This window comes from Streptomyces sp. NPDC058664 (assembly GCF_042716635.1).
GTDB lineage: Bacteria > Actinomycetota > Actinomycetes > Streptomycetales > Streptomycetaceae > Streptomyces.
In genome coordinates, this window is sequence record NZ_JBHXRW010000039.1 from 1 (window position 1) to 12,690 (window position 12,690).

General features: G+C 68.9%; 15 protein-coding genes. 5 read left to right on the forward strand and 10 right to left on the reverse strand.

The genetic code is table 11. The annotated features are described in order from the left end of the window. Positions 1-244: 244 nt before the first annotated feature. The 5 genes from ACFWUY_RS27575 to ACFWUY_RS27595 are packed head-to-tail and all read right to left on the reverse strand — an operon-like array spanning position 245 to position 2,490. Positions 245-571, reverse strand: coding sequence for a hypothetical protein (locus ACFWUY_RS27575; protein ID WP_384115041.1), 327 nt, complete (start codon positions 569-571; stop codon positions 245-247). A 32-nt stretch (positions 572-603) separates the two neighbouring features. Continuing rightward, positions 604-1,800, reverse strand: coding sequence for a hypothetical protein (locus ACFWUY_RS27580; RefSeq protein ID WP_384115043.1), 1,197 nt, complete (start codon positions 1,798-1,800; stop codon positions 604-606). Continuing rightward, positions 1,797-2,036, reverse strand: coding sequence for a hypothetical protein (locus tag ACFWUY_RS27585; protein ID WP_384115046.1), 240 nt, complete (start codon positions 2,034-2,036; stop codon positions 1,797-1,799). The genes ACFWUY_RS27580 and ACFWUY_RS27585 overlap by 4 nt, the downstream gene beginning before the upstream one ends. Further along, positions 2,033-2,224, reverse strand: a complete 192-nt coding sequence (locus ACFWUY_RS27590; protein WP_384115049.1) for a hypothetical protein — start codon at positions 2,222-2,224, stop codon at positions 2,033-2,035. The genes ACFWUY_RS27585 and ACFWUY_RS27590 overlap by 4 nt, the downstream gene beginning before the upstream one ends. After that, a complete protein-coding gene (locus ACFWUY_RS27595; protein WP_384115052.1) occupies positions 2,221-2,490 on the reverse strand; it encodes a hypothetical protein in 270 nt (89 codons plus the stop codon). Before ACFWUY_RS27595 ends, ACFWUY_RS27590 begins: the two co-directional genes overlap by 4 nt. Before the next feature lie 659 nt (positions 2,491-3,149). Here ACFWUY_RS27595 and ACFWUY_RS27600 point away from each other — a divergent pair. Together ACFWUY_RS27600 and ACFWUY_RS27605 are read left to right on the forward strand one after the other, a co-directional pair. Beyond that, a complete protein-coding gene (locus tag ACFWUY_RS27600) occupies positions 3,150-3,869 on the forward strand; it encodes an XRE family transcriptional regulator (RefSeq protein WP_384115055.1) in 720 nt (239 codons plus the stop codon). Next, entirely contained in the window at positions 3,866-4,336 is a 471-nt protein-coding gene (locus tag ACFWUY_RS27605) for an NUDIX domain-containing protein (protein WP_384115058.1), read from the forward strand. Before ACFWUY_RS27600 ends, ACFWUY_RS27605 begins: the two co-directional genes overlap by 4 nt. Here the strand turns inward: ACFWUY_RS27605 and ACFWUY_RS27610 are convergent. Together ACFWUY_RS27610 and ACFWUY_RS27615 are read right to left on the reverse strand one after the other, a co-directional pair. Then, positions 4,329-4,892 carry an HD domain-containing protein gene (locus ACFWUY_RS27610; protein WP_384115061.1) on the reverse strand — a complete coding sequence of 188 codons (564 nt, stop codon included), beginning with the start codon at positions 4,890-4,892 and terminating at the stop codon, positions 4,329-4,331. The genes ACFWUY_RS27605 and ACFWUY_RS27610 overlap by 8 nt on opposite strands. A gap of 28 nt (positions 4,893-4,920) precedes the next feature. Continuing rightward, on the reverse strand, positions 4,921-5,358 hold the full coding sequence (locus ACFWUY_RS27615; protein ID WP_384115070.1) for a GntR family transcriptional regulator: 438 nt from the start codon (positions 5,356-5,358) through the stop codon (positions 4,921-4,923). A gap of 558 nt (positions 5,359-5,916) precedes the next feature. On the opposite strand from ACFWUY_RS27615, the gene ACFWUY_RS27620 reads away from it, so the two are divergent. Then, positions 5,917-6,681: a hypothetical protein gene (locus ACFWUY_RS27620; RefSeq protein ID WP_384115076.1), complete on the forward strand. Its 765-nt coding sequence runs from the start codon at positions 5,917-5,919 to the stop codon at positions 6,679-6,681. 636 nt (positions 6,682-7,317) lie between these two features. Then, positions 7,318-8,361, forward strand: coding sequence for a lytic polysaccharide monooxygenase (locus ACFWUY_RS27625; RefSeq protein ID WP_384115083.1), 1,044 nt, complete (start codon positions 7,318-7,320; stop codon positions 8,359-8,361). Here the strand turns inward: ACFWUY_RS27625 and ACFWUY_RS27630 are convergent. Beyond that, the gene (locus ACFWUY_RS27630; RefSeq protein ID WP_384115089.1) at positions 8,358-9,236 is read right to left on the reverse strand and encodes an esterase/lipase family protein; all 879 of its coding nucleotides are present in this window, start codon (positions 9,234-9,236) and stop codon (positions 8,358-8,360) included. The two genes, ACFWUY_RS27625 and ACFWUY_RS27630, sit on opposite strands and share 4 nt — an antisense overlap. 327 nt (positions 9,237-9,563) lie before the next feature. Here ACFWUY_RS27630 and ACFWUY_RS27635 point away from each other — a divergent pair, with 327 nt between their 5' ends. Then, a complete protein-coding gene (locus ACFWUY_RS27635; RefSeq protein ID WP_384115094.1) occupies positions 9,564-10,601 on the forward strand; it encodes a DUF3533 domain-containing protein in 1,038 nt (345 codons plus the stop codon). A gap of 102 nt (positions 10,602-10,703) precedes the next feature. Here the strand turns inward: ACFWUY_RS27635 and ACFWUY_RS27640 are convergent, their stop codons facing one another. Continuing rightward, the gene (locus tag ACFWUY_RS27640; RefSeq protein ID WP_384115099.1) at positions 10,704-11,600 is read right to left on the reverse strand and encodes a S1 family peptidase; all 897 of its coding nucleotides are present in this window, start codon (positions 11,598-11,600) and stop codon (positions 10,704-10,706) included. A 53-nt stretch (positions 11,601-11,653) separates the two neighbouring features. After that, the gene (locus tag ACFWUY_RS27645) at positions 11,654-12,568 is read right to left on the reverse strand and encodes a S1 family peptidase (RefSeq protein WP_384115106.1); all 915 of its coding nucleotides are present in this window, start codon (positions 12,566-12,568) and stop codon (positions 11,654-11,656) included. Between the last annotated feature and the right edge of the window lie 122 nt (positions 12,569-12,690).

Below are 12,690 nucleotides of genomic sequence, written 5' to 3' on the forward strand. Positions count from 1 at the left end.
GCCCGGGCCGGGGGGGTCCGGGGGGGCGGGGGTGGCCCCCGGGGGGGGGGGGGGGGGGGGGGGGGGGGGGGGGGGGGCGGAGGAAGGTGACGGTCGCGATCGTCGGCTCGGCGGGCGTGGTCGGGGTGGAGGGGGCGTTGGTTTCGGTGGAGTGCTCGGGCATGCTTGCGGTGCCTCCTGGTGAGGTAGCGGGGCCCGGCCGGTGCTGCCAGGCGAGGGCCGGGCCCCGCGTGCATGGGGTGGGTCAGGACTGGGCGAGGCGGGGGCCGGTCACGTCCCGGGCCCCGGTGGAGTCGATGAGCCAGACCTCAGGGGTGGCCTCGAAGCGGACGCGGTAGCCACGCGTGGTGGTCCGCTCGATGCCCCGCTGGTCGCGCAGGGCGCGGGTGACGGCGTCCTGGGGAGAGCGGGCGCCTTCGACGAGGACGGTGCGGATGCCGGACGGCGCGACCGGCCATGTGACGGTGTGCGCGGGCTTCTTCCGGGTCACGGACGTGTCCGGCTTGTCGGCGGCGGCCACGTTCTCGGTGACGAAGCGGGGGTCGAGCTGCTTGCGGCTGAACAGACCCATGACGGGCGCTCCCTGGTATGCGGTGGGGTGGGTCAGGCGACGTGCAGGCGGCGCTGTTCGATGACGCGGTCGCGCAGGACGACGGCGTCCTCGCGGCGGATCTGGAGCTTCTTCGCCAGGCCGTGGGCGGAGATCTGACGGCCCTCGGCGACGAGCTCGGCGGCGGCGGTCAGGGCGTCCGGCAGGAGCGCGTTCAGCTCCTCGTCGGACCGTCCCCGGGGCCCGCTCTCACGGGGCTTCTCGGCGGGCGGTTCGGGAGTGTTCGACCCAATTCCCGCCTGGGATGTGGGGGTCTGGGTCAGTTCGGGGAAGGGGTTGAGCCGGGCGGCCTTGAAGCCGGTCTCCAGCAGCTCGTCGCGGACGTTGTCGCCGAGCTCGAACGCCGCCCCGAGCTGGAGCACCGCCTCGGTCGCGGTGGCGTAGAGCTGGGCGGACAGACCGGGCTCGGCGCCGGTGTGGATCCGCCAGGCGGCGGCGAACGCCGCCTCGTCGTCCAGCACCCCGTAGGGCAGGGCGGCCTGGAGCTTGACGGCCTGCTCGACGATCTGCGGGTGGTGCTTGCGGCGGGCGGAGACATGCGCCTTGCGGGCCTTCTCTGCCTGCTTCTGCTCCCGGGTCTTGCCGTGGGAGCCGTGGGTCTTCAGGTCCCAGATGTAGATCGCGAACAGCGAGGAGGCGCCGAGGACGAACGCCACCCACGGGTGGGCGCCGTACTGCTCCCAGCCGTGCCAGAAGTTCACCGCCGCCGCGACGGTGGCGACGGTCCAGGTGCCGATCCGGTACTTGCGGGGCTCGCGGCCGGCGTCCTCGGCCTGTTTGCCCATGAACGTGATGGCCCAGGCGCCGCCCTCCAGCATCGCCGCGAGCAGGCCGGCCATCGGCACGGCCACGGTGGCACCGGTCAGGGCGCCGATCTGGGACAGCAACGCCGGGACGATCGAGGCGACCATCACGAAGCCGACGAACAGCGTCGCCGGATTCGTCTTCAGCCAGCGGACCAGCTTGGCGCGCTGGGCGGCGGCGGCCGCCCTCTTCGCCGCCTGCTCCGCGAGCTTGGCCTTCTTCTCGGCCTGCTCCTGGCGGCGCCTGGCCTCGGCGTCCTTGCGCTTCTCCTCCGCCCGTACCCGCTCGCGCTGCTGGGCGGCTTCGAGCTCCAGGCGCCGGTCCTCACGGTCCTGGGCCCGCTCGGTGGCCCGGTCCGCGCGCCGGTCTTCGCGGTAGCTGCTCATCGGGTACCTCCGGCGGGGGTCGTGATCCCGTACAGGACGTCGGCGAGCTCCTGGCGGAGCTTGGGGGAGACCCGGTCCAGCCGGAACCGGCGTGCGAACCGCTCGTCGGCAGCCGCAGCGGCCCGGGCGATGGTCTCGGTGATCAGGCTCAGCAGCGCCACCGTCCCGGCCAGCAGGCCGAGCGCGAGCTCCAGGACGGCCAGCACGAACAGCACGGTCTGGGCGAGGGACTTCACCGCTCCTCACCCGCCTCAACGAACTCCTCGTACCGGTCGGCGCGCAGCAGCAGACGGTCGACGCCGATCACGCCGAGCGCGGCGATGGCACCGACGAGGGCGACGTCCTGAACGCCGATGACCACGCCCCAGACCTCGGCGGCGACGCACAGGACCAGCAGCAGCCGGTAGTAGGCGAGGGTGTTCACGCGGCACCCCGCACGGAGCCGAGGGCGGAGCGGCGGGGAAAGGCCAGGACCCGGGCGCCGAGCAGGCCCCGGTAGTGCGCGACATCCTCGGCGTCGACGTCGGTCGCGGCCTCGGCCTCCAGGACGGCGACGATGCCGCGCAGCGCGTCCTGGCCGACGGCGGAGTCGAACTCCAGCGGCCCGGCCGGGTCGGCGTCGAAGCCGAGCGCGGCCTCGATCAGCTCGGCCTGCGTAACGATCCGCTGACCAGCAACGATCACGTTCATGGGTCGTACTTCCTCTCAGGGTGGGACGGCCCGAACCGAGGCCCCGGAGTGTCCGCTCCGGGGCCTCTCGCCGTCAGAACCAGGAATCTCCGGCTCCCCTCGACCCCGCCCGTACGAGACGGGCGGAGGAGGCAACCGGCCACAGCCGAGTGGCTGCGGAAGTCGTGGGGTACTGCGTCGGACCTCCGACGCGCGTGGTGCCGCTGACCCCGGGGAGGTCCGACTCCCGGAGCGCGTTGCGGCGTCAATGTCGGCCACGCGGTTCTTTAGAGCCGACTGCGTGTCCCCCTGCGGGGTGTGGGGCCCGGTTGTGACGCGGGCCCGGTCTCGGTCGGCTGGTCTCCACTCGCCACCAGCCGGAGCTGTCACGGCCGTCGTGCTGCGGTGGATCACGCTGTTGAGTTGTGACAAAGCTGCACGCATCACCGAAGCGATACACGCTTGAACATGCATCTCAGATTGGCTCGCTCGATTCGGGCTGTCAAGCCCTTCGCGATTTCCGCGCCGGTGTGGTGTGTCATCAGATTGCCGCTGAGGGCCAGGACGAAGTCACCACGTCGCTGGACGACTTGGGACGTCCTCGATAGCGTTTTGTGGGACGACTACGTCCCTGGACGTCCCTGGGGGATTAGATGGCCAACGAGCGGTTACGATCCGCCATGCTGTCGAGCGGCGTGACGGTGGATGCGATGGCTGAACACGCCGGGGTGGACCCGAAGACCGTCGAGCGTTGGATCACCCAAGGGCGTGCTCCATACCGCCGACACCGACTCACCATCGCCGCCTACCTGCGGGAAGACGAGGCGTACCTGTGGCCTGATGGGCTACCAGAAGGGCAGCGGAAGGACGCAGCCGACGCCGAAGTCCTCAAGGTGTACCCGCATCGCTCTTACGTCCCTGCGGACCTTTGGCTACAGCTCTTCGGCAGGGCCGAGCGCGAGATAGGCATCCTGGTTCACGCTGGCGTGTTCCTTGCAGAGAACCCACGTTGGACGCAGCTGCTGAAGCTGAAGGCATCCTCCGGCGTCCGCGCCCGGATCCTCCTTGGTGACCCAGAGAGCCCGGAGATCCAGCGCCGGGGCGAGGAGGAGGAGATCGGGGAGGGCGTCGCGTACAAGGTGCGGGAGGTCATGAAGCTCTACCGCCCTCTCTACGCAATGCCTGGCATCGAGTTTCGGCTGCACAGGTCGACGCTCCACAACTCCCTGTATCGCTCCGACGACGAGTGGCTCGTGAATACCCAGGTCTACGGAGTCAGCGCACCCATGGCCCCGGTACTGCACCTGAGGAAGGTGGTCGGCGCCGAACTGGTCTCCACCTACCAGCAGAGCTTCGAGAAGGTGTGGAGCGAGGCCGTACCCATCGAAGGGCAACCATGACCCGCACGGACTACTTCAACGATCCCACAGCACCAAAAGCCAACTCCATCGTGCCGGCGGTGACCGCCTTCGTAGTCAACGACGCAGATGAGGTTCTCCTGGAACGCCGTTCGGACAACGGCCGTTGGGGCATGCCCGGAGGCGTCCAGGAGATCGGCGAAAGCATCGCCGGAACCGTCAGGCGAGAGGTCTTGGAAGAGACAGGAATCGCAGTCGAAGTGATCGGCTTGGTCGGCATCTTCACCGACCCTGGCCACGTGATCGAGTTCTCAGACGGCGAGGTCCGCCAGGAGTTCTCGCTGTGCTTCCGGGCAAGGCCCATCAGCGGCGAGATCAAGGTGAGCTCCGAGTCCTTCGAAGTTCGATGGGTTCCACGGTCCGATGTCGATTCGCTCGACATGGCGCCCACGACGAGGCTTCGCCTCGAAGAGGGCTTCCGTGAATCACCCGTCCCCCGTATCAGCTGAACCTCTCCTGGGCAGCCACGGCCCGGCGCTGCTGAACGCGTTCCACTCGATTCAGCAGCTCAGGCCGTGCCGCCGAGACAGCACGGAATACGACGTGCCCAGGACCGTACCGGTCCAGCACCTCCGCCAACCGCTGAGCAGGGTCAACTAGCTGCCCCGTGGGGCTGCTCGTCAGGTCGCAATAAGTGATCGCGTCCACCAGCTCGTGTTCCGCCGGCCCGAACTCGTCGAGCGCCTCGGACAGCCCAAGCTCGACGGCCTCCCACGGAGAGGATGTATGGAAGGCGACGATGCTGCATAGCCGAGGATCTGCCCCCACCACGTCCCGGAGGTACCGGGCACCGTCGATCATGTGCTGCCCCGTGTCCACGGCCTCTCGGGCATAGCCGACGTCGTGTGCGATGGCTGCGGCTGCCAGCAGTTCAGCGTCTTCCCCAAGGGCTGGCGCTAGCGCCAAAGCCTGGGAGTAGACCCGCTGAGAATGAGCCCACCGATCCGGGAAGCAATCGGCGAGCATGGACTCGGCGAGGTCATATGTCCACTCGGCCAACTTCACAGTGCGTACCCTCCGGCTTCATCTCGATTCACGGTGCCGAGCTGACGAACCGCCCAACGCCGTGCTGGGCTCTCACGTACCCAGTCGTCTCTAGTTCGCGAACGGCGCGCCGCACGGTACCTCTGGACACTCCGTAGGCTTCCGCCAGCTCTGCCTCGCTGGGCAGGCGTGCACCAACCGGGAGCGTGCCCTCGCGGATGCGCTTCTGTAGGTCCAACCTGATCTGCTCGTATGGCGCCACCTTGCTTGACGCCGCCACCTGCCGCCCGACTCCCGGAACCGTCGCAATGTCGCCCGACTCTTCCAAGGCACGCAGGGCTCGCCGAACAGTCGTACGCGCTACGCCGAACTCTCGCCCGATCTCCGCTTCGGAAGGCAGACCGTCGGCGTAGGCTCCCTCAACGATTCGTACACGCAGAGCCTCCGAGACCACGAGATAGGTCCCACGCGGACTTGGTTGAGACACACGTACCTCCTGTGACAGTCAGCTCCGTCCAGCCAATCAAGCTTCCCACGAGCCCTGCTCACGGCGTCGCTGTGGGCGCTACGACGTACTTGAGAGGGCTTGCTACTACGTGACAAGACCACTCCGCGCAGAGACGGCCTCGTCAGTCTGCGCGCGTCAGCAACGCTCGTTTCGTCGGTAGTCAGTCGGGCGCCATCTCGTAGGGGCTTTACCGGACAAGGCGTCGATCTCGGCGGATCCGACCTTTAGGCATTCAGGCTGGGACGGCAAGCTGCGGACCTCCTTCAAGGCGATCGGTCCGCACTGCGATTGATCGTCCCGAGGCAGATCGTAAATCATTTACGGGTCAACTTTTAGTCGTAAAATTTAACCATCAATAACTGTGGTGACGTGGTTGCAAGGCATGCGATTCAGGGCTTCAATGGAGGTGATGACCAAAAATTTACCCAGGGGCTCGATCGCGGGCATATCCTAAGCGCCGGGATCAAGTTCATTACTTTCGCGCGATTGTGACCTTTGTACGTTTGACGCTTCACCGCATGCCTAGCAGGAGTTGCGATGCCCACACAAAACCGCTGGCGATACTGCTATTTCTGCAGAAGCCTCTTTTACGACGGATTCGAAAAAGGCGGCGTTTGTTCAGCCGCGCCGAACATGGGCGAACATGTCCCTCACGGCTACGAATTCCACCTGACTTATAACGAGGTGCCAATTCCTGCTATCGTCTCTCAAACCTACCAATCCAACTGGCGAAACTGCCCCAAATGCCAATGCTTGATGTTTAACGGGCACGACAACTACAAGGGCGCCTGTCCGGCGGGTGGGGAGCATGGCAAGGCAGACTATGACTTCCATCTGATGCACTGGTGGGACACAACTGACTACCGGCAGGATGGCTGGCGCGCATGCTGGAAATGCCTATCACTCTTCTACGAAGGCGTAGAGCATTCACCGAAGGGGGTATGCCCAAAGGGCGGTGAGCACGAAGGGCACGGCGACCTCCCTACAACCTTTGACTTCGCGCTTGAGTTCCCCATGAACCTCCACGCGTCGGTCAAAGCTAATGGGGCCTATTCCGTGTATCTAATCGGCAGCGGCTTTACACCGAAAAGTGACGCCCGATTCAGGTGCGGATGGACGGAAAAAGGTACCGGCAAGATTCATCGAGTTATCGATCAGACCCCCATAGTGGTTCGGTCTGATCGCAATGGGTCCGCCAGTACCAGATTCGATATGCCAGTCGCTTATGAGCGTGCAGGAAATACCATAGAGGACGTTGCCACCGGAACCGGAACTTGGGCCACTGAGGATGTTCGCAACTAACGGCTCAGAAAATCATGAGGCCGCCCCCTGCCACTGTGCGCCGATCCCCGCCTACTGAAGTTGCCCAGCTACCGGCACCCTGCCCAGGCCGCAGTGCCGGCAGATTTGATGGCGCCAGGCACAAGGGGCACGCAGACTCTCGGCCGCCTGTAAGCCATACGCGGGCCGCCCGCGCTGACCGGAACTCACCATCGGTCACCCCTCAAATCGGCCCTATACCTGTTTAGTCCTGGATGGGTCTATTCCTCGGCGGGGGTGGGTTACTTCCTGCGCAACGAGCAGCATCTTCCCAGTACAGCCCCACCCCTGTGCAGCCTAGTAATGGGTAACCGGTCTCCGCGACGGGATACCACGGCTCCGCTGCCGCTCCCTGTGTGGCTCCCCGGGAGAGCCACACAGGGAGCCACCGCACACGACATCCAGCGGGCCCAGACGAACGCCCACGGACCAACAGGGCGTCTCAGCTCAGCGCTTCGAGGCCCAGCGGCAGGCGCTCCCTGAGGGCACTCTTACCTGCGTCTTAAAGCGGTCCTAAGAATCGTCCTCTTCCCTGCTCCACCGGCTTTTCCGCGGGTGGCGGCGGCTAGCTTTCTGGCCGACCCCCACGTACCGCCCTCGTGAAGGAGCTGTCCCCCCATGACGTCTCGCCGTACGGCCTCGGCCGTCACCGCCACCGCGGTCCTCGCCCTCTCCGGGCTCGTCTCCGCGCCCGCGTTCGCGCACGGGTCGATGACCGATCCGGTGAGCCGGGTCTCGGCCTGTTACGCGGAGGGGCCGGAGTCCCCGCGGTCGGCGGCGTGCAAGGCGGCGGTGGCGGCGAGCGGGGCGCAGGCGTTCTACGACTGGAACGCGGTGAACATCGCGAACGCCGCCGGGAAGCACCGGGAGCTGATCCCGGACGGCGAGCTGTGCAGCGCGGGCAACGACAAGTACCGGGGGCTGGACCTGGCGCGGACCGACTGGCCGGCGAGCGGCATGACGTCCGGCGCGCACACCTTCCGTTACAAGGGGACCGCGCCGCACCGGGGATCGTTCGAGCTGTACGTGACGAAGGACGGGTACGACCCGTCGAAGCCGCTGGCGTGGTCGGACCTGGAGGAGAAGCCGTTCGCGACGGTGACCGACCCGCGGATGGAGAGCGGCGACTACGTCTTCGAGGGGACCGTGCCGAACAAGTCCGGCCGTCATCTCATCTACTCGATCTGGCAGCGCTCCGACTCGCCCGAGGCGTTCTACACCTGCTCGGACGTGGTGTTCGGGAAGGACGGCGGCGGTACGGCCCCGGCGCCGACCGCCTCCGCGCCGAGCGACGAGCAGATCGAGGCGGGCCAGGACGAGTCGTCGGTCGAGCACGGTGGGCACGGGGACGGCGACGCGGCGACGGGCGCCGGGGAGACGGCGGCGGCCCCGGCCACGACGGTCCCGTCGGCCGCCGCGGCGCCGACCGGGGCGGCCGCGACGGCCACCGCCACGGCCCCGGCAACCACCACGGCCCCCGCTCAGGCCCCCGCCCCGAACGCGCCCGCCCCCGCCGGTTCCGGCTCCGGTGTGGAGCTGGCGGAGACGGGCGGCGACGCCGTCACCCCGTACCTCGCGATCGGTGGCGCCGCCGTGCTCGCGCTCGGTGCGGCCGTGCTCTTCGGGGCCGTCCGGCGGGGGCGGACGGCCCGGCAGGGCTAACCGATCACCGAGAGGCAGGTGGTCGGGGTCGCGTGGGCCGGGTCGAGGGCGTTGGCCACCTCGTGGAAGGTGACCCGGTCCACCGTGCCGATCGCCACGTGCTCGGACAGGTCGAGCGCGCACTTGTCCTGGATGAGGACGTTGGTGACGTTCGGCCCGGACAGGAACTGCGAGCGGTACGGGGTGACGACCTCGTCGTACCGGGTCGCGATGACGTGGTAGCGGACGCCCGGCACGGTGTCGCCGCCCTCGTTGAGCTCGGTGATGAACGGGGAGCCGGCGATCTGGTCGGCGAGGCCCGGGGTGGTGGAGCTGATCAGGTCCTCGGCCCCGGGGAAGTACGGCAGGAGCTTGGTGAGGCCGAGGAGGGTGGTGCCGTGGTTGTCGGGGGCGATTCCGACGAGCGCGTTCACCTTCTCGGCCCCGCCGAGGAACTTGAGGTACCAGCGGGGCATCATGCCGCCCTGCGAGTGTCCGACGAGGTCGGCCTCGGGGGCGCCGGTGGCGGCGAGGACCCGGTCGACGTAGCTGTCGAGCTGTCCGGCGGACGCGGCGATGGGGCCGAGCCCGTGGAAGAACGGCACGTTCGGCAGCTGGCCGTAGTCGAGCGAGAAGACGCAGTAGCCCCGGTTGACCAGGTACGGCGCGAGGCCGAGCCAGTTGTCGACGGAGTTCCCGAAGGTTCCGTGGACGAGGACGACGGGGCGCGGGTGGGCGGCGGAGGGCTTGCAGGAGTAGTCGTTCCAGCCACGGCTGGTGGTGGCGGTCTCGGTCCCGGCCGAGGCGGCGGTGGTCGGGGCGAGGGTGGCGGCGGCGGTGAGGAGCAGGACGGACAGCGCTCTGACGGCGTGCTTCCAGGGGGTCCGGGGCAGCATCGGGCGATCTCCTTGCGGCTCAAGGGGAAAGGTGGGGTGTGACGCCCTGCGGTCCGGACCACAAGTGGGGATGCGCTTCAGCCAAGCTACGCACCGGTAGCCTCGACTGGGAAGTTACGCGTCGGTAAAAAGTGATGCATCGTCAAGATGGTTTGATATTCGGCCTGTTGGGTTTCCCGCGAGTTCGGGAGGATCGCCCTCGGGCGGGGCTTCTTCGCCCCGGACCGCTTCGAACGTCCGTACGGCAAGACGTGCGACCCCTCCCCGCCTCACCCGTCCGGGCGCACCCCACCTGCGGAAACACCCCCCGCCCCGGAGCGTGAGGGCATGAGCCTCGTCGACGAACTGAAAAGCGCCGTCACGCCCCGAGCCGCCCTCCTGGTCGTCGGTGTCTTCGCCCTCCAGCTCCTGTTCATCGCCTCGTACGTCGGGGCCCTGCACCATCCCCAGCCGAGGGACGTGCCCTTCGGCGTCGTCGCGCCGCAACAGGTCTCCGCCCAGCTCCTCGGCCAGCTGGAGAAGCTCCCCGGCGACCCGCTCGACCCGCGTACGGTCGCCGACCAGGCCGAGGCGCGGCAGCAGATCCTGAACCGGGACATCGACGGCGCCCTGATCGTCGACCCCCGGGGCCGCACCGACACCCTGCTCGTCGCCTCCGGCGGCGGCACCGTGCTCTCCTCCGCCCTTGAGACGATCTTCACCCGGGTGGAGGGGGCACAGCAGCGGACCGTACGGACGGTCGACGTGGCCCCGGCGTCGGCGGAGGACTTCGACGGGCTCTCGGCCTTCTACCTCGTCGTCGGCTGGTGCGTCGGCGGCTACATCTGCGCCGCGATCCTGGCGATCAGCGCGGGCTCCCGGCCCGCGAACCGCGAGCGCGCGATCATCCGCCTCGGCGTGCTCGCGGTCTACTCGGTCCTCGGCGGCCTCGGCGGCGCGGTCATCGTCGGCCCGGTCCTGGGCGCCCTGCCCGGCAGCGTCGCAGCCCTGTGGGGGCTCGGCGCACTGGTCGTCTTCGCCGTCGGCTGCGCCACCCTCGCCCTGCAGTCGGTCTTCGGGATCGTCGGCATCGGCCTGGCGATCCTGATCGTCGTGGTCGCCGGCAACCCCAGCGCGGGCGGCGCCTTCCCTCTGCCGATGCTGCCCCCGTTCTGGAAGGCGATCGGCCCCGCCCTGCCGCCGGGCGCGGGCACCTGGGCGGCGCGCTCGATCGCGTACTTCAAGGGCAACGACATGACCGGCTCGATGCTGGTCCTCGCGGCCTGGGCGGTCGTCGGCGCGGCGGTCACCCTGGTGATGTCCTCGCTGAAGCGCAAGCCGGAGGGAGAGCCGATCGCCGGGGAGCTGAACGACACCCGGGTCTGATCCCGGCCCTTCGAGGTGCGGGTCATCGGCATCCGCGTGGCACCAACGACCCTCCCTCCGGCCGCCGGAGCGGTCGGAGGGACGGTTCGGAGCCGGGGCCGGTCAGTAGACGCTGACCCCGTACGCGCTCAGGGCCTCCGTCACGGGCTGGAAGAAGGTCGTGCCGCCCGAGGAGCAGTTGCCGCTGCCGCCGGAGGTGAGGCCGATGGCGCGGCTGCCGGAGTAGAGCGGGCCGCCGGAGTCGCCCGGCTCGGCGCAGACGTTGGTGCGGATCATGCCGTAGACGATGTCCCCGCCGCCGTAGTTCACGGTGGCGTTGAGGCCGGTCACCGAGCCGCTGTGGGTGCCGGTGGTGGAGCCGCGGCGGGTGACCGACATGCCGACGGTCGCGTTGGCGGCGCTGGTGATGTCCACGCTGCCGACGGTGCCGGGCTTGGAGACCGCGCTGTTGGTGTAGCGGACGATGCCGTAGTCGTTGACCGGGAAGCTCGACCCGGTCGTGGAGCCGAGGACCGTCGAGCGGGAGGAGTTGGAGTACCAGGTCCCGGCCCCGTCGGTGCAGTGACCCGCGGTGAGGAAGTAGGACGTCCCCGCGCTGTCGCGGACGTTGAAGCCGAGCGAACAGCGCCAGCCGGCGTCGGCGTAGATCGCGTCGCCGCCGGAGATCAGTTTGGTGAACTTCCCGGGGGTCCGCTCGATCCGGATCGCACCGGCGTCGGCGCCCGCCCGCTGCTTGATCCTCGCGATCTCGGCCGGGGAGACGGTGGAGTCGGCGGTGACGACGACCTTCCCGGTGGCGGTGTCGACGTGCCAGGCGGTGCCGGCCACGTCGGCGGCGAGCACGGCGTCGCTCGCCGCGGAGAGCCGGTCGGCGCCGAAGGTCCGCGCCGAGTCGGCGCTCGCGGTGGGGACGGCGAGCGTCGCCGCGGCGGCGGTGAGACCGGCGGCGAGGGCGAGCAGCCGGAACTTTCTCGTGGGGGTGGTGCGCATGGTCCTCACTTCTCGTTCCTCCTGGGTGGGGGGATGGGTGAACGGGCCGTGCGGGTGGCGGATCAGTAGAGGCTGACCCGGTACTTGGCGAGGGCCTCCGGAACCGGCTGGTAGAACGTGGTGCCGCCGGTGGAGCAGTTGCCGCTGCCGCCCGAGGTGAGGCCGAGCGCCTTGGTTCCGTCGTAGAGCGCGCCACCGGAGTCGCCGGGCTCGGCGCAGACGTTGGTCTGGATCATGCCGCGGACGGTGCCGCCGCCGGAGTAGTGGACGGTGGCGTTCAGCCCGGTGACGGTGCCGCTGCGGGTGCCGGTGGTGGAGCCGGAGCGCTTGACGGGCTCCCCCACGTAGGCGTCGGCGGCGGTGAAGCCCCCGGTGTGGGCGAGCGAGGCGTTGTCGTAGCGGACGAGCGCGTAGTCGTTGCCGGGGAAGCTGGACCCGACGGTGGCGCCGATCAGGGTGGACTGGGCCGAGTTGGCGTACCAGGTGTTCGCGACGTTGCCGCAGTGGCCGGCGGTGAGGAAGTAGTACGTGCTGCCGCTGCGTACGTTGAAGCCGAGCGAGCAGCGGTAGCCGCTGCCGTAGATGGCGTCGCCCGCGCCGAGCAGGGGCTTGAAGACGCCGGGGGTGCGCTGGACGCGGAGGGCTCCGGCGTCGGCACCGGCCGCCGCGCGGATCTTCGCGATCCCCGCGTCGGTGACGGTGGAGTCGGCGGTGACGACGACCCGGCCGGCCGCTCTGTCCACGTACCAGGCGGTGCCGCCGACACCGGCGGCGTCGACGGCGGCGTCGGCGCGGGCGAGCTGGGCGGCTCCGGCCGGGCCGGGGGCGGGGGCGGCCTGGGCTCCGGGGAGTCCGACGGCCGTCACGGCGGCGATTCCGGCGACGAGGGCGAGCAGACGGGTGCGGGTGTTCCTCACTGTGCTCCTCACGATTCTCCTTCTAGGAAAAGCGGAGGGGCCCGTGGATGGCGGGCCCATGAGGCGCCGCCAGGTGACGTGTTCCTGACATGCACCGACAGCGATAGTGGCCCTCTCTGAGCGGACGCACAAGACCGCCGAACGGACGGGTGCCCCCGGCCGTCACGGCCGGGGGCACCCCT